The sequence below is a fragment of the Variovorax sp. J2L1-78 genome (assembly GCF_030317205.1).
In the GTDB taxonomy this organism is placed as follows: Bacteria; Pseudomonadota; Gammaproteobacteria; order Burkholderiales; family Burkholderiaceae_C; genus Variovorax; species Variovorax arabinosiphilus.
The window spans coordinates 59,482-78,504 of record NZ_JASZYB010000003.1 but is presented as its reverse complement, the minus strand read 5'-3'; the positions used below and the strand labels follow the sequence as shown (position 1 = coordinate 78,504).

The window sequence follows — 19,023 nt, the reverse complement described above, 5'->3', positions numbered from 1 at the left end:
CAAAGCGTCATCAGGGAGCGATGAACGTGCGAAGGAGCCGTCGCGAGCGGCCCGAGCTTGCATCGAGGACCGGAGCCGCACTCTCGTGCGGCGAGGACCGCAGGTGCGAGATCGGGTCGCGCAGCAGGCTCATTCGTGCGTTCAGAAGGGACGGTCGCCCTTGACCCAGAGACGATGCGCCTCGCGGATGTACTTCTTGTCGTCGAACAGCGAGCCGGTGTGCAGCGAACAGCGGTTGTCCCACACCAGCAGGTCACCCACCTGCCACTGGTGGCGGTAGACGAACTGATCCTGCGTGCCGTACGCGACCAGCGAATCGACCAGGTCGACGCCCGCGGGGTTCTCCATGCCGATCACGCCCTTGACCGTGCCGCTGCTGGGCCACAGCGCCTTGCGCCCGTTGGCCGGGTGCGTGCGGATCAGCGGATGGATCACGTCGGGGTTCTCAGCCTTGAGTTCGGGCGAGAGTTCCCGCTTGGCATAGAGCCGCGTGGTCATCAGGTGCTCGTAGCTGTGGTGCACCTTCAGGCCGTCGAGCTCGGCGCGCTTGGCTTCGGGCAGCGCGTCGTAGGCCGCGCACATGTCGGCCAGCAGCGTGTCGCCGCCCTCGGCCGGCACCTCGACCGCGTAGAGCATCGTGCACATCACCGGCTCTTCCTTGTAGGAGTAGTCGGTGTGCCAGCCCACGCCGTCACGGTGGCTGCCGATCGGCTTGCCGTTCACTTCGCGGTTGGAGAGCATGTAGATCTCCGGAAAGCCCGGCATCGTGTGCTCCTTGATGGTGTGGCCTTCGGGCTGGCCGAAGGCGCGCGCGAAGTTCACCAGTTGCTCGGGGGTGAGCGACTGGCCGCGCAGCAGCACGGCGCCATGCAGGTTGAAGGTGTTCACGACCTCCTGCAGCGTGTCGGCGTCGCGGGCGGACACGTCGACGCCGAGCACTTCGGCGCCGTAGTTGTCCTTGAGTTTGCGGATGGAAAGGGTCTCTGCGATGGTCATGGGGTTCTTTCGGGCATTCGTTCAGGAAAAGGAGGCGTCCGGCGGCGAGTTGCACCGACGGGGCTGCAAGTCACATGCCGGTCAGGCGGAACATGCTCGGCCGCTCGGAACAGGCACAGCCACCAGTAGCGCAGCGGCATCGACGGGTTCATGCGCGCGCCCCTCCCCGTCGTCAGAAGGTATGGACCAGCGCGACGCGGTAGGTCGTCTGCGAGTTGTCGTTCGAGGGCAGCGTGTAGAAGCCGGCGCCTTGCGAGGCATCGACATTCGACGACGCATGCAGATAGGACGCCGATGCGTAGAGGGTGGTGCGCTTGGACAGGCTGTAGCGCACCCCCCCGGTGTACTGGTCCCACTTGTCGTCGGCCATGGTCACGTGCTGGTAGCCGCCGACGAGTGCCCACGGGCCGCCGAGGAAGTACATCCCGCCGAGCTCGTACACGTGCTGTGTCGTGCTGTTGTCGCCCTTGGTGAACTTGGTGGCCGTGGTGTTGGCCGCGAGCAGGAACTTCTCGAAGTTGTAGCTGATGCCGATGCCGGCGATTTCCTGCTTGTCCACGAGAAAGCCCGAACCCGTCGTCCCGTAGAGATCGGTCACGGTGTTCGTGGCGGGATCGGCGACCGCCACGGGAACCCCCATGAACGAGAACACACCGGTCTGCGCGTACGGATAGACGTTGGTGTCGTTGAGCCGTACATAGGCAGCGCCGACGCTCAGCGGACCGTTCTTGTAGCCACTGCCCAGGCTGAAGGCCGTCTTGGTGTTGAAGGCGTCGATCTGCTCGCCGAACGCGAACATGGCGCCTGCCGTGAAGCCGCCGACACTGGGCGTCACGTACTTGATGGTGTTGTCCATCTGCTTGCCGGAAATGCGGTCGTAGTCGCCCTGGTGGCCGGCGTAGACACTGGCGAAGCCGCCGTAGTTGAACTGGGTGAGATAGTCCCGCACGAAGTCGTACTGGCGGCCCAGGGTCACGGTGCCGAGCGAAGCGCTTTCCAGCCCGACCCACGATTGCCGGCCGAAGGCGCGACCGCCCTGGCCCAGGGTTCCATTGCGCAGGTTGAAGCCCATTTCGAGATTGAACAGCGCACGCAAGCCGCCCCCCAGGTCTTCGGTGCCTCGAAATCCGAGACGATTTCCGTAATTGACCCCGTCGGCGAATTTGTATTGCGTTCCGCCCCCCTGATTGTCGATATAGGTAATACCCGCATCGATGATGCCGTAGATGGTGACCGAACTCTGCGCATGGGCCGACAAGGACAAGGCGGCCATCGCACCCCAAAGACAACGCTTGATCATTTCAATACCCTCAGTGTTCCGAGATGAAGAACCTTGCGTTTTCAACGTTGAAAAAACGCAGCTCCGACAGGCACTTGGAATTCCTCCTCCGATATGCCGCATCAGTTCTTTCAGGTTATTTCAGAGCACTGCACTCCTTCTTGTTCGAGAATGTTCAAGAACTTGCAGATAACCGCATTGGCGTCTTTTGGCGGTTTTCGGTTCATTTGCGATCAAGTCCTGCCTTCGGGCGACATGTCGCCAGGGTTCAGATCCGCTGGTCCGTCGAGGGCTTTTCCCAGAGGTTCACGCCGCCATCGATCAGGTGGCGATCGATCTCAGCCAATTCCTCGGCGGTGAAATCCAGGCGCTCCAGCGCCTTGACGTTTTCTCGGATCTGCTTCGCACTGCTGGCACCGATGAGCACGGACGTCATGCGCGGGTCCCGCAGGATCCACGCCACCGCCATCTGCGCGAGCGTCTGGCCGCGGCCCTGCGCCAGTTCATTGAGCATGCGCACGGCGGCCAGATTGCGCTCGCTCAGGTGCGAGGCCGGCAGCGAATCGCCGCCCGGCTGGTTGATGCGTGCATCGGGCGGAATGCCGTTCAGGTACTTGTCGGTCAAGAGGCCCTGCGCCAGCGGCGTGAAGGCGATGCAGCCGGCGCCCAGCGTCTCGAGCGTGCCGGTCAGCTCCGGCTCGATCCAGCGGTTGAGCATGTTGTAGGCCGGCTGGTGGATCAGCAGCGGCACCCGGTGCTCGGCCAGCAGGCGTGCGAATTCGCGCGTCTTGTTGGCCGAGTACGAGGAGATGCCGACATACAGCGCCTTGCCCTGCTGCACCGCGCTGGCGTAGGCCGCGGCGGTTTCCTCCAGCGGCGTGTCGGCGTCGAAGCGGTGCGAATAGAAGATGTCGACGTAGTCCAGCCCCAGGCGGCCGAGCGACTGGTCGAGGCTCGCGAAGATGTGCTTGCGCGAACCGCCGCCACGCCCGTACGGGCCCTGCCACATGCTCCAGCCGGCCTTGGTCGAGATCACCAGTTCGTCGCGGTGGCTCTTGAAATCGTCCTTCAGGTGGCGGCCGAAGTTGCGCTCGGCGCTGCCGAAGGGCGGACCGTAGTTGTTGGCCAGGTCGAAGTGCGTGATGCCCAGGTCGAAGGCGGTGCGCAGCATGTCGCGCTGGCGTTCGAACGGGGTGGTGTCGCCGAAGTTGTGCCAGAGGCCCAGCGACAGCACGGGCAGCTTGAGCCCGCTGCGGCCGGTGTGCCGGTATTGCATCTGCTGGTAGCGTTCGGCGGCGGCGATGTAGGTCATGGATTCGCGTTTTCTCTGTGAGGCAAGGAAATGCCGGCCAGGACGGCCGGCCTGCAGAGAAAGGCTACGCGGATCGAGTCGGCGCTTCTTGTTCCAGCGCGTCCGGGTTCTTGCCCGCGGCGGCGGGCGGCAGCGTCAGGCCGCAGGCGGCGGCGGGTCGCGGTGCGCCCGCAGCGCGTCCATGCGCGCCAGGGCAGCGGCCGGCCAGCAGGTCGTGCGGTCGTAGTACGCGTCGACGGCCAGCGCGCCGGTCGGCAGCTGCACCCAGGGCTGCTTCGACGCGGTGAAGATGTGGATGTCCGGCGGGAAGGCATCCGGCGCATCGAGCGTGCCGACGCGCACGAAGCTGACCGACGGGCCGGCGCCGGCATAGTGGCTCCACAGCGCGACGCGGCACTGCGGGCAGCGCACGATCGTCTGCCCACGGCCGCTGGCCGACGGCGTGTGCAGCGGCTCGGGCGCGCCGGCCAGCAGCGTCACCCGATCGGCTTCGATCATGGCGTTGAGGGCGAAGGCGCTGCCGCTCTCGCGCTGACACCACCGGCAGTGGCAGCAGTGCACGAAGAGTGGCGTATCGGTGAGGCAGTAGCGCACCGCGCGGCAGGTGCAACCGCCTTGCGCGGCCGTCACGGAATCAGCCCTTCTTGCCGCCGACCACCAGAAGGATGCCGCCCACCACGATGGCGGCCACACCGGCCCAGGTGGGGATGTTGACGTTCTCGCGCTCCTTCACCGACAACTCCAGCGGGCCGAGCTTGGCCTGGTGGGTTTCCTTGGTGAAGCTGAAGCCGCCGATCGACAGGCCGGCGATGCCGGCGACGATCAGCAGGATGCCGACGATGCGGGTTGCGTTCATGGTGAGGGTCCTCCTTCGACCGGCAGGTGCGCCGGCCCGCGCATTGTGCCCCCCGTTACGCAGCAGGCCGTGCGGCTACGCCATGAAGCCCAGGTCCGTCGGGTAGTCCGCGCTGCCGAAGTTCTTGAGGTTCGGCAGGATGCTGCCCAGGTCGGCCGCCGGCACGCCGAACCACTTGGCGAGGGTGCCCGCGTACTGGTCGACCGAGGTGCCGGGGATCAGGCGCCCCTGCCCCACGTGGCCTTCGTAGCCGGCCAGCTTCGAGTCGTTGTTGATGCTCACCACCGGCGCCTTGCCGTAGAGCTTGTCCTTGCCCTTGACGGCGCCGCCGACCACGAGGTGGTGGCCGCCCCAGCCATGGTCGGAGCCGTCGCCGTTGCTCGCCAGCGTGCGGCCGAAATCGGACGCGGTGAAGCTCGTGACGTTGTTGCCCAGGCCGAGCGCGACCATCTCCTTGTGGAAGGCGGCCATCGCGTCGCTCAGGCGCGCCATGAGGCCGGGCTGGTTGGCGATCAGGTTGTCGTGCAGATCGAAACCGCCCATCGACACGAAGAACACCTGGCGCTTGGCGCCGAGCGTGCTGCGACCGCGGATAAGCCGCGCCACCATGGCCAGCTGCGAGGCCAGGCCATTGCCGTTGTACGGCACGCCGCCGGTGGTGACGTTGTACGGGAAGGTGCCGGCAACACCCGGTTCGCCGTTCGGATAGGCGATACCGCTCGCCGAGTTCACCTGTCCTTCGGCCTGCACTGCCCGCACCGTGATGCGGTTGTATTCGTTCTCCAGCGTGTGGCCGCGCGTCTGCTGCACCAGTTGCGTCATCGCGGCCTTCACCGACGAGGAACCGTACACGTTGCTCTTCACGCTGTTGATGGGGATCGCACCGTTGGTGCTCACCTGGTACTGCAGCGCGTTGTCGCCCGACAGGAACACCGCGTTACCCGACACCGACATGCAGGTGAACAGCGAGTTGCCGTTCTGCGTCATCGCCAGGTCGCCGAGGTTGCCGCCCCAGCCGACGGTCGAGCCCTCGGGCGACGACGACTGCCAGGTCGACTGCTGGTCGTTGTGCGAGAAGAGCTTCGGCGGCACGGGGTAGTTGCGGCGGTCGCTGCCCTGGTACTGCGCCCGCGTGAGCGGCACCACCAGCGGGCCGACGTTCAGCTGCACCGCCACCTTGCCGTCGGTGTTGTACAGGTTCGCCAGCTGCGTCATGGCGGGGTGCAGCGCGTACTGCCGGCCGTCGGGCAGCGCGGTCGTCGGGCTGAGCAGCGTGGGCGTGAGGGCCGCCTTGGGGATGGCGACGCCGCCGCCGGCCAATCCGTTGCCGCCACGGATCTGGCTGTAGGCCAGGTAGCTCGGGTCGTCGTACGTCACGACGGTGTTGGCGTAGTCGTTGCCGCCGTACAGGAAGACGCAGACCAGCGCCTTGTAGTCGGTGGCGCTCTGCGCGGCGGCCTCACCCATGGCGGCGAGATTGAGTGCGAAGGGCAGCGCCGTGCCGGCCATCGCGAGCTGGCCCGAACGGCGCAGGAAGGCGCGGCGCGTGTGGCCCTGGGGATCGATGAAGTGCATGGCCTTGGCTTCCGGTTTCTTACTTCTGGATGAGGTATTCGGCCGACGCCATGACCATGAGCACGGCCGCGTAGACCCGGTTGGCCTTGACGGCATCGGTGCTCGTCGCAGTGACCGCCGGCTGCGCGAGCGCATCGGTGATCAGCTTGAGCGTGTCGGCCGGCAGCTGGTTGGCCGTCATCAGCAGGTTCAGCCGCTGCACCAGCTTCGCGGGCTCGAGCACCAGCGCCTTCTCGGCCGCGTAGGTCGGGATCACATCCTTGCTGCTGAAGCCGTTCTGGATGGCGCCCTGCATGAAGTTGAGGTAGCCGCCCACCGTAGTCTCGTTGACCAGCTGGAACTCGGGCGCCACCTGGCCGCCTTCGACCAGCGCGGTGCCGGGCGGCACGTAACCGGGCCGGAAGAAGTTGAAGACCGAGGGCGAGCGAAGCGGGCTCTGGCCGAGCTGGTTGGCGGTGCCCGAAAGGTTGCCGATCTTCCAGGTGTCGAGCGTCGAGCCGATGCCGAAGGTGCGCCCCCACTGCACGAAGCGCAGCATGGGCTCGCGCAGCCGGCCGAAGCCGGGATCCGTGAGGCCGGCCGGGCTGCGCGCCTCGTTGTCGAGCAGCACCGCGGCCATCACGCTCTTCATGTCGCCGCGCACGCCCGCGCCGTTGTTCGCGAACACCGCCGAGACGCGTGCCACGTAGGCCGCACTCGGGTTGCTCGTGACCAGCCGCTGGATCAGCTGCTTGCCGATGAAGGGCCCGACGTTCGGGTGGTTGAAGAGGGTGTCGAGCGCCGTCTTGAGTGCGGCCTTGCCTTCGGTTCCCGCGGCCACCGTGGTGCCGAGGAACGTGGCGGCCAGCGTCGAATGCCGGCTGGCGGTGAGCGCCATCGGCCGTGTGGTCCAGGCGTTGCTCTCGATCGTGTAGGTGGCGCCGGGCGGGGTGAAGGCCCCCTTGTCGGCGGTGGCGATGTCGAGGTCGTAGCCGGTGAAGACGCGTGCCAGGTTGGTGACGTCGTCGAGCGTATAGCTGTCGAGCGGCGTGCCGTCGGCGCCGCGCTTGACCGTGCCGTCGGGGTTGAGCTGGTACAGCCCGATGGTCATCAGCTGCATGACCTCGCGGGCGTAGTTCTCGTCGGGCTGGCGGCCCGATGAATTTTCTTTCTGGTTGCCGCGCGTGTTCAGGTAGTAGCCCATCGCCGGGTTCAGCGTGACGTTCTCCAGCAGCGTGCGGAAGTTGCCGGTGACGCCGGCCACCAGCATGTCCCAGTACTGGGCCATCATGTACTGCGGCCAGTTGGAACCGATGTCGTTGGCCGACACCACGAAGATCTCCGTCAGCGCGAGCGCCATGCGCTTGCGCAGGCTGTCGCGCGAGGTCATGAGCTGCTGCCAGATCATGCCGTCGGTGTCGACCGCGTTGTAGGCCTTGCTGGCGATCCAGGCCCACCCGGTGAGGGTGGGTGCCGCGTCGAACTGTTCGCCCAGCCACGGCAAGTAGCCCTTGGCGCTCACGTCGGCGATCTCCGTCTCGGACGCGGAGAGCTGCGCCTGCAGCAGGAAGCGCGCCGCTTCGGCGTCGTTCTGCGGCTTGGTGTAGACATAGGTCTGGGCGGTCGCCGTGGTCGCCAGTGCCGACAGCGAGCCCGCCCCGTCGCTCGTGCTGGCCGAACCGGTGCTGCCGCTGCCACCACCGCCGCCGCCCCCGCAGGCCGCGAGCGCCGCCGCGGCGGCCAGGGTCGCCGCCAGCGACAGTGCCGGTGCGCCCGACGTCGCGTCTGCCGCACCGGGCCGTTCGTCCTCGCGCACGCCTTCCCCGGGCACGCCGACGCGGCCCGTCACCATTGCTTCCACCATGAGTCCCCGCTCCTCGGCGCGATGCGCCCTATGCCTTTCAAGGCAAACGCCATGCCCGGCGTTCACCGGGCTGCAAGGACTCTAAGCGCCGTCTGTCAGACAAGCGCTGTTAATAAACGTGACTTTTTCCGTCTCCTGGACACAACCAGGGGCTTGAAGTGACACGAAATGTCGGTCAGGGCTTGGCCGCTTCGAGACCGTCCCGGGTGCGCAGCGCCTCGCGGCGCGCGGCGTCCGCGAAGTCGTCGCCGTCGGACGCGTAGCAGATCGCGCGCGAGGAGTTCACGACGATCGGCGCATCCGTCCGCCACCCGGCGCGCACCGTGGCGACGGCATCGCCGCCCTGCGCGCCGACGCCCGGGATCAGCAGCGGAACGGTCGGCGCGAGCGCCCGCACGCGCTCGATTTCGGCCGGGTAGGTGGCGCCCACGACCAGCCCCAGTTGCCCGTTCAGGTTCCACGGGCCCTGGGCGAGGCGGGCTACATGTTCATACAACAAAGGCTGGCCGTCGACGCTGGCCAGGCGCTGACCCTGCAGGTCGGCGCCGCCCGGATTGCTGGTGCGGCACAGCAGGAAAGCGCCCTTCTCGGGGTACTTGAGGTAGGGCGCGACCGAGTCGAAGCCCATGAAGGGCGACAGCGTGACCGCGTCCGCGCCATAGCGCTCGAAGGCTTCGATCGCGTACTGGTCGGCGGTCGAGCCGATGTCGCCGCGCTTGGCGTCCAGGATGATCGGCACCTGCGGCGCAACGCGGCGGATGTGCTCCATCAGCCGCTCCAGCTGGCCCTCGGCGCGGTGCGCCGCAAAGTAGGCGATCTGCGGCTTGAAGGCGATCACCAGGTCGGCCGTGGCGTCGACGATGCGTGCGCAGAAGTCGTAGATCTTGTTGGCGTCGCCCTTCAGGCGCGCCGGGAACCGGGTGGGTTCCGGGTCGAGGCCGACGCACAGGAGGGAGCGGTTCTGCCGCTCGGCGGCGCGCAGCTGGTCGATGAAAGTCATGCCGAATTTTAGGTGGCGGGCCGGCGAGCCGACCGCGGGGCGCTAGCGGACGGCCGCGAGCGCGTCGGCCGCCAGGCAGAGGTCGACCCACGCGCGGGCCTTATCGGCCGGATTGCGCAGCAGGTAGGCCGGGTGGTAGCTCACCACGACCGGCGTGCCGCCCAGTGCGTCGAGGCGGGCGGCACGGCCGCGCAGCTTGCCCAGCGGCTCCGCGCTCTGCAGCAGGGTCTGCGCGGCGAGCGGCCCCATGGCGAAGATCAGGCGGGGCGCCAGCGCCTGGGCCTGCGGCAGGAAGGCGTCGGCGAAGGGCTGCGGGCTGCCATCGCGGCCGGAGGCCACGCCGCGGTGGGTGCGCATCAGATGCACCGGCATGTCGCCGGCGTGCAATTGCAAGGCGCGCAGCATGTTGTCGAGCAGCCGACCCGCGTCGCCGGCCAGGGGCTCGCCGTGGCGGCCGTCGGCCTCGGGCGGCATGTCGGCGACCACCAGCCAGCCGCCCTCGGCCGCCCCCTCGGTCGCGTACAGGCGGTGCGGCGGCGCCACCAGCACGGCGGCGCCGTGGGCGCGTGCGGCAGGTGGAGCAGGTGGAGCAGGCGCACTGGGTGCCGGCACAGCGATCGGCGCGCGCACGGGTGTCGGCGCAGCGCGCGGTGCCTCGTACGGCGCTTCTTCGACCGCCGCGACACGGTGCGGCGCAGGAGGCTCGGCCACCGGGGCGACGGCGACGTCCACGTCGACGGGCGCCGCCGCCACCGGCCACCAGACCTTCACGCCCATCTCGTCGAGCATGGCGCGCTGGCGGGCGTCGAGGTTCATTGATGAGGCGCTCATTGATAACCTCCGCCCTGCGGGCTGCGGTGCTGAGCGCCTTCGGGCGGCCGGGCGGCGCTCATGGCAGCAACCCGCCCCAGGCGCTGGTCGGTTCGTGCAGCCTCAGGCTCATCACGACGGCGTCTTCGCGGCCGCCGTGCGCCGGGTAGTAGCCCTTGCGCACGCCGACGCGGCGGAAGCCGTTGCGCTCGTAGATCTGCAATGCCCGGGCGTTGCCCGTGCGCACCTCGAGCCACAGCCATTGCGCGCCCTGCCCGCGCGACCAGCCGGCCAGCGCCTCGAGCATGAGCGGCGCCCAGCCCTGGCGCTGGAACTCGGGCGCCACGGTGATGTTGAGCAGGTGCACCTCGTCCACGCCCTTCATGGCGACGAAGTAGCCGATGACCGTCTCGCCCCCCAGCAGCAGCTGGCAGTGGTAGCCGGCCGCCAGCGAATCGATGAAGTTGGCATGCGTCCAGGGATGGGTGTAGGCCTGGTTCTCGACCGCGCAGACCGCGTCCAGGCGCTCGACGGTCATCGCGTCGAGGCGGGCTTCCAGCGGTTGCAGGACGGCGCTCATGTCAGGGGTTCAGAGGGTGGCAGCGGATGCCGCAGCAGCCTTGAGGGCCGCGCGTTCTTCGGTGGTCTGCGCGACTTTATCGCGAACGTACAGCGGCCACGCATCGGCTGGCGCCACGCTGCCGCCGGCCGCCAGCAGCGCCGGCGCCAGCCGCAGCAGCGCCTCGGCGGTGGGCAGCACGGCGTGTCGCGCGGTGCCGCTGGGCAGGCGCTCACCATAGGCCGCGAAGGCGTTGCCGGCCAGCGCCCAGCCGTCGGGCACGTCGACCTGCTCGGGCGCCAGCAGCGCGGGCACGGCCGCGCTGTCGCCGTCGAAGGCGTAGTGCGCGGCATAGACCTGGTCCATGCGCGCGTCGAGCAGCGCCACCACGCGCACGACGCCGAAGCGGTGGCGCGCCTCGTCGGCGACGGCCTGTAGCGTGTCGATCGGCAACAGCGGCACGCCGGCGCCGAAGCCCAGGCCCTGCGCCACCGCGCAGGCGGTGCGCAGGCCGGTGAAGGAGCCCGGGCCGCGACCGAAGGCGATGGCGTCGAGCTCGGCCAGCGTGACGCCGGCCTCGGCCAGCAGGCGGCGGATCAGCGGGATCAGCGTGCTCGACGCCTGCGCACCGCCGGCGCCGCTGTGGGCGACGATGCGATCGCCATGGCGCACGGCGACCGACAGCACGTCGGTGCTGGTGTCGAAGGCGAGCAGTTTCGGTTCAGGCATCGCAGCCTCGCGGCAAGGGGGTCGGGGCCGGTGCCACCACGGCCCGGCGCACGCCGAACAGGATGCCGCCGGTGACCAGCACCAGCCCGGCCAGCAGCGTCCAGTGCATCGGCTCGTCGAGCAGCAGCACCGCGCCCAGGGCCGACAGGCTGGGCACCAGCGCCGTGATCATGGTGGAGCGCACCGGCCCGAAGTACTGGATCATCCGCGTGAAGGTGATGCCCGAGACCACCACCGACCCGATGCCCTGGAAGGCCATCTGGAAGACGATCTCGCCGGCCGGCGCGCTGCCCAGCCGGCTGGCCACCCAGCCGCCGGCCACCAGCAGCGTGTAGACCGGCACGTAGGTAACGAAGGCGAAGACGGTGATCGCGACGGTGGCGCGCACCGCATCGAGCCCGTGGCGGCGCGCCACCACGCTGTAGCAGGCCCAGCAGAAGGCCGCGCTCATGAAGAGCAGGTCGCCTTTCCAGACATCGCCGCCCTCGAAGGCGTGCAGCAGGCTGCGGCCGCCGACGAACAGGTCGCCGACGACGATCAATCCCAACCCCACCGCACGTGCGGGCGTGATGCGGTCGTGCAGCACGACCGCGGCCAGCAGCGTGGTCCAGAGCGGCAGGCTGCCGGGCAGCAGCACCGACGCATGCGAGGCGGGCGCGAAAAAGAACCCGCAGTACGCCAGCAGGGCGTAGAGCAACCCGCCGAAGATGCCGGCGCGCACCGTGATGCGCAGCGCCAGCGGCGAGAGGCCGAGCAGCGAACCGGCCGGCCGGCCCGGGTGGCGCAAGCGCTCCCGCGCCACCAGCCACGCGCCCCAGGGCACCAGCACCACGCTGGCGCCGACGATGCGCGCAAAGGCGAGGTCGAACGGCGTGAGCGAGCGGGCCGCCGAGGCACGGGCGATCAGGATGAACGCCGTCCACACCAACACGGTGACGACGGCCGCACCGATGCCCAGCTGGCGCGCGGAGAGGCGCGGGAAGAAGCGGACGGCGGCAGGCATCCCGGGATTATCCGGGCCGGGCGTGACCGGCCGCCGCCGTGGGGCCATGCCGTCCGGATAATGGCCCGATGCCTCTCGCCTTCCTCCCGGCCCGCCGCGCCGCCCTGGTCGCCGCCTTCGCCGTTCTTGTCGGCGCCAGCGCCGCCGCGCAACAGCCGTTCCAGCAGCTGCCCCCCGAGGTCGACGCCGCCCTGGCCCGCGCCAAGGTGCCGCGCGACGCGGTCACGCTGCTGGTGGCCGACGCCGATGCGGTGCAGCCGCCGCGCCTGGCCTGGCGCAGCCAGGTACCGGTGAACCCGGCGTCGATCATGAAGCTGGTGACGACCTACGCCGGCCTCGACCTGCTGGGCCCGGCCTTCACCTGGGCCACACCGGTCTACGTCGACGGGCCGATCCGCCACGGCGTGCTGCAGGGCAACCTCTACATCAAGGGCCAGGGCGATCCGAAGCTGGTCATCGAACGGCTCTGGCTGCTGCTGCGCCGCGTGCAGGGCCTGGGCATCCAGGCCATCGAGGGCGACATCGTGCTCGACCGCAGCGCCTTCGAGGCGATCGAAGCCGACCCGAACGCCTTCGACGGCGAGGGCCTGCGGCCCTACAACGCCTCGCCCGATGCGTTGCTGGTGAACTTCAAGTCGGTCGTCATGACCTTCGTTCCCAACCGCGGCGCGGCGACCGCGCAGGTGAGCTTCGACCCGCCGCTCGCCGGCGTGGCGATGCAGCCGACGGTGCCGCTGTCGGCCGGCGACTGCGGCGACTGGCACGGCACGCTGGCCGCCGACGTGGCCGACCCGGCGCGCCTGCGCTTTTCCGGCAGCTACCCGACGGCCTGCGGCGAGAAGACCTGGGCGCTGGCCTATGCCGACCCGCGCAGCTACGCCGCACGCGCCGTCGGTGGCATGTGGGCCGAGGTCGGCGGGCGCCTGAAGGGGACGGTGCGCGACGGCCGCGTGCCGGCCGAGCTGAAGCCGGCCTTCGAGATCGTTTCGCCACCGCTGGCCGAGGTGATCCGCGACATCAACAAGTACAGCAACAACGTGATGGCCCAGCAGCTGTTCCTCACGCTCGGGCTGCAGCAGAAGAAGCGCGGTTCGCTGGACGCGTCGCGCACGACGATGCGCCAGTGGTGGAACAATCGCATCGGCACCGGCGAGGGCCAGCCGGTGTTCGACAACGGCTCGGGGCTGTCGCGCGACGAGCGCATCACGGCGGGGGAACTGGCCAAGATGCTGCAGGTGGCCTGGCGCTCGCCGGTGATGTCGGAGCTGATGTCGTCCTTGCCGGCGTCCGGCGTCGACGGCACGCTGCGGCGGCGCGCGCTGCGCTCGGGCGGCGCCGCGCACCTGAAGACCGGCACGCTGCGCGACGCGGCGGGTGTGGCCGGCTACGTCGACGGCGCCAGCGGGCGGCGCTACGTGGTGGTGGCGATCGCCAACCACGCCAACGCCGCGGCCGCCCGGCCGGCCTTCGACGCGCTGGTGGACTGGGCGACCCAGGATTGAGGACTCGGCGGGCCGCGCTTCACGTGGGATGGCCCTCGGCCAGCATCAGCGCCGCTTCGTAGGCGGCGCGCCCGGCGGTCTTGGTCTGCTGCACCAGCGCGTCCCAGTGGCGCACCGTTTCCAGCGGGGTGGGCGAGACGGGCTTGAGAACCAGCGTGCGGCTCACGTCGAGCAGGGCGACGGCGGAGGTGAGGCAGCGCTGGATCGCGCGGTTCTCGTCGGGTCGTTCGGTGCTTTGACGACCGCTGGCATCGTCTTCGATGCGTGCCAGCAGATCGCCTATGGCGGCCACGGCACTGTCGATCAGCGCAGCATCGCTGAGCGTCGTGATCATCGGCTTCTCCCTGAAGTTACTTTTTTTGTAACCGCAGATGTTGCCAGCGGGCCCGGCCATCGGAGTGCAACAATTTCACGAACGTCAACGAAAGTATTCTGCGGCGAACGACCCGGCGGCGGCCGATCGCGACCCGTCAGGCCGCGGCGGCGCGCTGCAGGCGGTCGCGCACGCCCTCCCATTCGGGCGTGTCCGGCGGCGTTTCGATCCAGATCAGCTTCGCGCCCTCGGCGTCGAAGCCGCGCAGCACGGCGAACAGTTGCTGCGCCGCGGTCGCCGCATCGTCGGGCATGCGCCGCTGCAGCACGCGCTGCGAGCGGCTCTTGAGCGGCGAACGCGCCCACACCGCGATGTGCGCCGCTTGCGCGCCGAGCACGTCGAGCGCCGACTGCAGCGCCTTGGCGTCCATCAGCCTGACCTTGGCGTCGGGCGCGTAGTGCGCCTCGAGCGTGCCCGACGCCCGCGGGTCGGGCGCGGCGAGGTCGGCCTTGTCGCGCAACGGCTCGCCGCAGGCCGCCTCGACCTGGTCGCGGGTGATGGCACCTGGCCGCAGCAGCACCGGCGCGCCACGGCTGCAGTCGACGATGGTGGATTCGATGCCCACCGCGCACGCGCCGCCGTCGACGATGAGCAGCTCGTCGCCGAACTCGTCCTGCACGTGCTGTGCGGTGGTCGGGCTGACGCGGCCGAAGCGGTTGGCGCTGGGGCCGGCCAGGCCGAGCACGCCGCGTTCGGCGCAGGCCTCGAGCAGCGCCTGCGCCACGGCGTGCGCGGGGCAGCGCAAGCCGATGGTGTCCTGCCCACCAGCGGCGGCGGCGCCGACGCCCGGCTGGCGCGTGACGATCAGCGTCAGCGGGCCGGGCCAGAAGGCGCGCACCAGTTTCTCGGCGAAGGGCGGCAGCGGCTGCGCGAAATGCGACAGCGCCTGGGTGCCCTTGGCGCCGGCCGCGACATGGACGATCAGCGGATGGTCCGACGGCCGGCCCTTCGCCCGGAAGATGCCGGCCACCGCCGCATCGCTGCCCGCGTCGGCGCCCAGGCCATAGACGGTCTCGGTCGGGAAGACCACCAGATCGCCCGCGCGCAGCCGGTCGGCGGCGGCGGCGATGGCCTCGGACGATTGGCCGTCGACAATCATTCGGACAAGGGGATCGGCAACCCCAGCACCGCCGCCGCGAAGTCGGCCGTGCTGCGCACGGTGTCGATGTCCGGCCCCGTGATGTTCAGGTGGCCCATCTTGCGGCCACGCCGCGCGTCGGTCTTGCCGTAGAGATGCAGGTGCACGCCCGGCAGCGCCAGCACGTCGGCCCACGGCGGCTCGACCGTCGTGTCGCTCGCATCGACGAACCACAGGTCGCCCAGCAGGTTGAGCATGACGGCCGGGCTGTGCTGGCGCGGCGTCGACAGGGGCAGGCCGGCGACGGTGCGCACCTGCAGGTCGAACTGCGACAGGTCGCAGGCGTCCATCGACCAGTGGCCGCTGTTGTGCGGGCGCGGCGCCATCTCGTTGACCACCATCGTGCCGTCGGCCAGCACGAAGTATTCGACGCACAGCACGCCCACGTAGCCCAGGCCGTCGGCGATGGCGCGGGTGGATTCGATGGCGCGCGCCGCCTGGCCCACCGGGATGTTGCCCGGGTAGACCTCCGTGACGGCCAGGATGCCGTCGCGGTGCAGGTTGCGCTGCGGCGGGAAGTGGACCATCTGGCCGTCCTGTCCGCGCGCCACGATGACCGAGCATTCGTAGTCGAGCGCGAGCCGCTTCTCCAGCACGCAGGGCACGCCGCCGGTGGCCTCCCATGCCGCTGCGAGCTCTGCCGGGGTGGCGACGCGTTGCTGGCCCTTGCCGTCGTAGCCGAGCCGTGCGGTCTTCAGGATGCCCGGGAGCAGGTCGTCGGCCACTGCCGCGAGCTGCTCGGCCGTCTCGATCACGGCATAGGGCGCGCAGGCCACGCCACAGCGGACGAAATGCGCCTTCTCCCGGATGCGGTCCTGCGCGATCGCCACCGACGCGGCGGCCGGTGCGACCGGGCGCGCCACGGCGAGGTTCTCCAGCGATGGCGCCGGCACGTTCTCGAATTCGGTCGTGATCGCCTCGGCCAGACCGGCCAGGCGCGCCAGGCCGTCGACGTCGGTGTAATCGGTGTGGATGTGGTGGTGGCTCACGCGGCCCGCCGGACTTTCGGCGTCGGGGTCGAGCACCGCGGTGAAGTAGCCCATGCGCTGGGCCGCGTGCACGAACATGCGGCCCAGCTGCCCGCCGCCGATCACGCCCAGCGTGGCGCCGGGCAGCACATGGGGCGTCGGCGCACTCACAGCGCGCCCCCGCCTTGCGGCGAGAAGGGCGACACCGGCGCCGCGGCGGGCGCGCCGGCCTCGGGCGGTGGCAGCGTCATGGCCTGGGCCGCGGCGGTCTGCGCCGCGCGGAAGGTGTCGAGCTGCGTGCGCAGCCGCGGATTGCCGACCGCCATCATGGCCACGGCGAACAGCGCCGCGTTGGCCGCACCCGCGTTGCCGATGGCGAAGGTGGCGACCGGTACGCCCTTGGGCATCTGCACGATGCTGTAGAGCGAATCGACGCCCTGGAGATGGCGGCTCGCCACCGGCACGCCCAGCACCGGCACCGTGGTCTTGGCGGCCAGCATGCCCGGCAGGTGGGCCGCGCCGCCGGCGCCGGCGATGATCGCGGCGAGCCCGCGCGAGGCGGCGCTCTCGGCGTAGGCGAAGAGTTCGTCCGGCATGCGGTGGGCCGAGACCACCCGCGCTTCGTGGGCGATGCCGAATTGCTGGAGAATCTCGACCGCGTGACGCATCGTCTCCCAGTCGGAGTTCGAGCCCATCACCACGCCGACCTGGATTGTTTGGTTCATGGTCGCAATTTTACGTTTCGCCCCCATCTCCACCCGATGATCGATATCACCCTCGAAAACTTCCAGACCGCGCTGATCGACGGTTCCATGACCACGCCGGTGCTGCTCGACATCTGGGCCGAATGGTGCGGGCCGTGCAAGCAGCTCGGGCCGGTGCTCGAAAAGCTCGAAGTCGACTACGGCGGCCGCTTCACGCTGGCCAAGCTCGACGCCGACAAGGTGCCGCAGATCTCGGGCCAGCTCAGCGAGATGTTCGGCGTGCGCAGCATTCCCTTCTGCGTGATGTTCAAGGGCGGCCAGCCGGTCGACGGCTTCGTCGGCGCCATCCCCGCCGCGCAGATCCGCGAGTTCCTCGACAAGCATGTGCCGGCCGCGGAGGAACTGGAGGCCGCCGCCGAGGAAGAAGCCGCGCAGGAAGCCCTGGCCGAAGGCGACACCGAAGGCGCGCTCGAGAAGCTGCAGCACGCCGTGGCCACCGACCCGGCCAACGACGACGCGCGCTTCGACTACATCAAGCTGCTGCTGCAGCTGGGCCGCAGCGACGACGCCAAGGTCGCCTTCGCGCCGGTCATCGCCAAGGCGCCGGCCGTGCGCCGCTTCGACGCGCTCCAGCGCTGGATGAACGCCATCGACTTCGCCGCGCCGCCGACCGGCGCCGCACCGACGCTGGCCGATGCCGACGCTCGCATCGCTGCCGGCAAGCGCGACTTCGATGCGCGCTTCGCGCGCGCGCAACTGCTGATGACCGAGCAACGCTGGACCGACGCGATGGACGAACTGCTCGAGATCCTGATGCGCGACAAGGCCTGGAACGACGAGCTGGCGCGCAAGACCTACATCGCCATCCTGGAGATCATCGAGCCGCCCAAGCCCAAGGTGGCCGACGGCCAGATCCCGCCGGACGACCCGACCGTGGCGACCTACCGCCGCCGACTGAGCAGCGTCGTCCTGAGCTGAGGGCGTCGACAGAAATGTACGCATCGCGTACATTTCTGACATGAACGCCGACCAGCAGACCTTTCTTCGTGACGCCATGCGGCGTCTCAACCTCACCCGCGAAGCCTTCTCGCAGCGCATCGGCGTGACGCGCCGCGCGCTCGATACCTGGCTGCTGCCGGAAGGATCGTCGGAAGCGCGGGGCATGCCGGAGATCGTCCAGCGCTTCGTCTCGGAGATCCTGCAGGCGGCGAGCGCTACCGAGGCGACGCAGAGCGTACACTCCGGCGCCCTGCGCGACCGCATCCTGTTCGAGGGACGGCCGCAGCTGCTGTCGGTCGACCAGTTCTCGCGCGAGTCGGTCGAGGCGCTGTTCCGGGTGGCGGACATCATGCAGCCCATCGCGCGGCGCCAGAAGGTGTCGCGGGTGCTGGAGGGCGCGGTGCTCGGCAACCTCTTCTTCGAGGCCAGCACCCGCACGCGCGTGAGCTTCGGCGCGGCCTTCTGCCGGCTCGGCGGCTCGGTCTGCGACACCACCGGCTTCACCTTCTCGTCGATGGCCAAGGGCGAGTCGATCTACGACACCAGCCGCGTCATGAGCGGCTACGTCGACGCGCTGGTGGTGCGTCATCCCGAGCAGGGCTCGGTCGCGGAATTCGCGCGGGCCACCAACATCCCGGTGATCAACGGTGGCGACGGCGCCGGCGAACACCCGAGCCAGGCGCTGCTCGACCTGTACACGATCCAGCGCGAGTTCTCGCGGCTCGGGCGCATCGTCGACGGTGCGCATGTCGCCTTCGTCGGCGACCTGAAGTACGGCCGCACGGTGCATTCGCTGGTGAAGCTGCTGTCGCTCTACCGGGGGCTGAAGTTCACGCTGATCGCGCCCGCGGGGCTCGAACTGCCGGCGCACCTGGCCGACCGCATCTCGCGCAACGGCCACGTGGTGGTACAGACCGCGTCGCTGGCCGAAGGCCTGGCGGGCGCCGACGTGGTGTATGCCACGCGCATCCAGAAGGAACGCTTCGAGCCGAAGGAGCAGGAGCAGTTCGAGGGCTACACGCCGGACTTCCAGATCCACCAGGCGCTGATCGATGCCCACTGCAGCCCGCGCACGCTGGTGATGCACCCGCTGCCGCGCGACAGCCGGCCCGGCGCCAACGACCTGAGCACGGACCTGAACCACGACCCGCGGCTGGCCATCTTCCGCCAGACCGACAACGGCATCCCGGTGCGCATGGCGCTGTTCGCGGTGTTGCTCGGCGTGGAAGACCAGGTGCCGCGCTCGATGCGCGACGCCGGCTGGCGGCCGCCCGCGGCGATCGGCCCCGACGACGCGGCCTTCGACGCGCTCGAAGCCTGACAGCCTGATGCAGCAGCGACGCACGCCGCATTACCATCGCGGCGCGGCGGGCGTCG

At 69.5% G+C, this 19,023-nt stretch carries 19 protein-coding genes; 3 read left to right on the top strand and 16 right to left on the bottom strand.

Going from position 1 to position 19,023, the window contains the following annotated elements; genetic code table 11:
• Positions 1-141: 141 nt before the first annotated feature.
• From QTH86_RS18855 to QTH86_RS18800, 12 genes are all read right to left on the bottom strand, one after another.
• Positions 142-996 carry a TauD/TfdA dioxygenase family protein gene (locus tag QTH86_RS18855; RefSeq protein WP_286647764.1) on the bottom strand — a complete coding sequence of 285 codons (855 nt, stop codon included), beginning with the start codon at positions 994-996 and terminating at the stop codon, positions 142-144.
• A 172-nt stretch (positions 997-1,168) separates the two neighbouring features.
• On the bottom strand, positions 1,169-2,296 hold the full coding sequence (locus tag QTH86_RS18850) for a porin (protein WP_286647763.1): 1,128 nt from the start codon (positions 2,294-2,296) through the stop codon (positions 1,169-1,171).
• A 247-nt stretch (positions 2,297-2,543) separates the two neighbouring features.
• Complete coding sequence (mgrA, locus tag QTH86_RS18845; protein WP_286647762.1) at positions 2,544-3,587, bottom strand: L-glyceraldehyde 3-phosphate reductase; 1,044 nt, start codon at positions 3,585-3,587, stop codon at positions 2,544-2,546.
• A 135-nt stretch (positions 3,588-3,722) separates the two neighbouring features.
• Complete coding sequence (locus QTH86_RS18840; protein ID WP_286647761.1) at positions 3,723-4,217, bottom strand: GFA family protein; 495 nt, start codon at positions 4,215-4,217, stop codon at positions 3,723-3,725.
• Between the two features lie 4 nt (positions 4,218-4,221).
• On the bottom strand, positions 4,222-4,443 hold the full coding sequence (locus QTH86_RS18835) for a hypothetical protein (RefSeq protein WP_286647760.1): 222 nt from the start codon (positions 4,441-4,443) through the stop codon (positions 4,222-4,224).
• A gap of 75 nt (positions 4,444-4,518) precedes the next feature.
• Positions 4,519-6,018 carry a DUF1501 domain-containing protein gene (locus tag QTH86_RS18830; protein ID WP_286647759.1) on the bottom strand — a complete coding sequence of 500 codons (1,500 nt, stop codon included), beginning with the start codon at positions 6,016-6,018 and terminating at the stop codon, positions 4,519-4,521.
• A gap of 19 nt (positions 6,019-6,037) precedes the next feature.
• Complete coding sequence (locus QTH86_RS18825) at positions 6,038-7,861, bottom strand: DUF1800 domain-containing protein (RefSeq protein WP_286647758.1); 1,824 nt, start codon at positions 7,859-7,861, stop codon at positions 6,038-6,040.
• 175 nt (positions 7,862-8,036) lie between these two features.
• Positions 8,037-8,861: an orotidine-5'-phosphate decarboxylase gene (gene pyrF, locus QTH86_RS18820; protein WP_286647757.1), complete on the bottom strand. Its 825-nt coding sequence runs from the start codon at positions 8,859-8,861 to the stop codon at positions 8,037-8,039.
• Positions 8,862-8,903: 42 nt separating this feature from the next.
• Entirely contained in the window at positions 8,904-9,692 is a 789-nt protein-coding gene (locus tag QTH86_RS18815) for a uracil-DNA glycosylase family protein (protein WP_286647756.1), read from the bottom strand.
• A 58-nt stretch (positions 9,693-9,750) separates the two neighbouring features.
• Entirely contained in the window at positions 9,751-10,251 is a 501-nt protein-coding gene (gene rimI / locus QTH86_RS18810) for a ribosomal protein S18-alanine N-acetyltransferase (RefSeq protein ID WP_286647755.1), read from the bottom strand.
• Positions 10,252-10,260: 9 nt separating this feature from the next.
• Entirely contained in the window at positions 10,261-10,959 is a 699-nt protein-coding gene (gene tsaB, locus QTH86_RS18805; RefSeq protein ID WP_286647754.1) for a tRNA (adenosine(37)-N6)-threonylcarbamoyltransferase complex dimerization subunit type 1 TsaB, read from the bottom strand.
• The gene (locus tag QTH86_RS18800; protein ID WP_286647753.1) at positions 10,952-11,962 is read right to left on the bottom strand and encodes a DMT family transporter; all 1,011 of its coding nucleotides are present in this window, start codon (positions 11,960-11,962) and stop codon (positions 10,952-10,954) included. The genes tsaB and QTH86_RS18800 overlap by 8 nt, the downstream gene beginning before the upstream one ends.
• 68 nt (positions 11,963-12,030) lie before the next feature.
• Here QTH86_RS18800 and dacB point away from each other — a divergent pair, with 68 nt between their 5' ends.
• Complete coding sequence (gene dacB, locus QTH86_RS18795) at positions 12,031-13,464, top strand: D-alanyl-D-alanine carboxypeptidase/D-alanyl-D-alanine endopeptidase (RefSeq protein ID WP_286647752.1); 1,434 nt, start codon at positions 12,031-12,033, stop codon at positions 13,462-13,464.
• Between the two features lie 19 nt (positions 13,465-13,483).
• On the opposite strand, the gene QTH86_RS18790 is transcribed toward dacB, so the two are convergent.
• The 4 genes from QTH86_RS18790 to purE all read right to left on the bottom strand — a co-directional run bounded on the left by QTH86_RS18790 (position 13,484) and on the right by purE (position 16,668).
• Positions 13,484-13,798, bottom strand: coding sequence for a hypothetical protein (locus QTH86_RS18790; protein ID WP_286647751.1), 315 nt, complete (start codon positions 13,796-13,798; stop codon positions 13,484-13,486).
• A 136-nt stretch (positions 13,799-13,934) separates the two neighbouring features.
• Complete coding sequence (locus QTH86_RS18785; RefSeq protein ID WP_286647750.1) at positions 13,935-14,936, bottom strand: L-threonylcarbamoyladenylate synthase; 1,002 nt, start codon at positions 14,934-14,936, stop codon at positions 13,935-13,937.
• Complete coding sequence (locus QTH86_RS18780; protein WP_286647749.1) at positions 14,933-16,114, bottom strand: 5-(carboxyamino)imidazole ribonucleotide synthase; 1,182 nt, start codon at positions 16,112-16,114, stop codon at positions 14,933-14,935. The genes QTH86_RS18785 and QTH86_RS18780 overlap by 4 nt, the downstream gene beginning before the upstream one ends.
• The gene (gene purE, locus QTH86_RS18775; protein ID WP_286647748.1) at positions 16,111-16,668 is read right to left on the bottom strand and encodes a 5-(carboxyamino)imidazole ribonucleotide mutase; all 558 of its coding nucleotides are present in this window, start codon (positions 16,666-16,668) and stop codon (positions 16,111-16,113) included. The genes QTH86_RS18780 and purE overlap by 4 nt, the downstream gene beginning before the upstream one ends.
• Positions 16,669-16,704: 36 nt before the next feature.
• Here purE and QTH86_RS18770 point away from each other — a divergent pair, with 36 nt between their 5' ends.
• Both QTH86_RS18770 and QTH86_RS18765 read left to right on the top strand, forming a co-directional pair.
• On the top strand, positions 16,705-17,625 hold the full coding sequence (locus QTH86_RS18770; protein ID WP_286647747.1) for a tetratricopeptide repeat protein: 921 nt from the start codon (positions 16,705-16,707) through the stop codon (positions 17,623-17,625).
• 40 nt (positions 17,626-17,665) lie between these two features.
• Entirely contained in the window at positions 17,666-18,967 is a 1,302-nt protein-coding gene (locus QTH86_RS18765) for an aspartate carbamoyltransferase (protein WP_286647746.1), read from the top strand.
• Positions 18,968-19,023 lie beyond the last annotated feature (56 nt).

Coding starts and splice junctions, on each gene's coding strand:
- mgrA (WP_286647762.1), bottom strand. CDS start 3,587: ATGACCTACATCGCCGCCGCCGAACGCTACCAGCAGATGCAATACCGG.
- QTH86_RS18850 (WP_286647763.1), bottom strand. CDS start 2,296: ATGATCAAGCGTTGTCTTTGGGGTGCGATGGCCGCCTTGTCCTTGTCG.
- QTH86_RS18765 (WP_286647746.1), top strand. CDS start 17,666: ATGAACGCCGACCAGCAGACCTTTCTTCGTGACGCCATGCGGCGTCTC.
- rimI (WP_286647755.1), bottom strand. CDS start 10,251: ATGAGCGCCGTCCTGCAACCGCTGGAAGCCCGCCTCGACGCGATGACC.
- QTH86_RS18785 (WP_286647750.1), bottom strand. CDS start 14,936: ATGATTGTCGACGGCCAATCGTCCGAGGCCATCGCCGCCGCCGCCGAC.
- dacB (WP_286647752.1), top strand. CDS start 12,031: ATGCCTCTCGCCTTCCTCCCGGCCCGCCGCGCCGCCCTGGTCGCCGCC.
- tsaB (WP_286647754.1), bottom strand. CDS start 10,959: ATGCCTGAACCGAAACTGCTCGCCTTCGACACCAGCACCGACGTGCTG.
- QTH86_RS18790 (WP_286647751.1), bottom strand. CDS start 13,798: ATGATCACGACGCTCAGCGATGCTGCGCTGATCGACAGTGCCGTGGCC.
- QTH86_RS18855 (WP_286647764.1), bottom strand. CDS start 996: ATGACCATCGCAGAGACCCTTTCCATCCGCAAACTCAAGGACAACTAC.
- pyrF (WP_286647757.1), bottom strand. CDS start 8,861: ATGACTTTCATCGACCAGCTGCGCGCCGCCGAGCGGCAGAACCGCTCC.
- QTH86_RS18815 (WP_286647756.1), bottom strand. CDS start 9,692: ATGAGCGCCTCATCAATGAACCTCGACGCCCGCCAGCGCGCCATGCTC.
- QTH86_RS18770 (WP_286647747.1), top strand. CDS start 16,705: ATGATCGATATCACCCTCGAAAACTTCCAGACCGCGCTGATCGACGGT.
- QTH86_RS18830 (WP_286647759.1), bottom strand. CDS start 6,018: ATGCACTTCATCGATCCCCAGGGCCACACGCGCCGCGCCTTCCTGCGC.
- QTH86_RS18835 (WP_286647760.1), bottom strand. CDS start 4,443: ATGAACGCAACCCGCATCGTCGGCATCCTGCTGATCGTCGCCGGCATC.
- purE (WP_286647748.1), bottom strand. CDS start 16,668: ATGAACCAAACAATCCAGGTCGGCGTGGTGATGGGCTCGAACTCCGAC.
- QTH86_RS18800 (WP_286647753.1), bottom strand. CDS start 11,962: ATGCCTGCCGCCGTCCGCTTCTTCCCGCGCCTCTCCGCGCGCCAGCTG.
- QTH86_RS18825 (WP_286647758.1), bottom strand. CDS start 7,861: ATGGTGGAAGCAATGGTGACGGGCCGCGTCGGCGTGCCCGGGGAAGGC.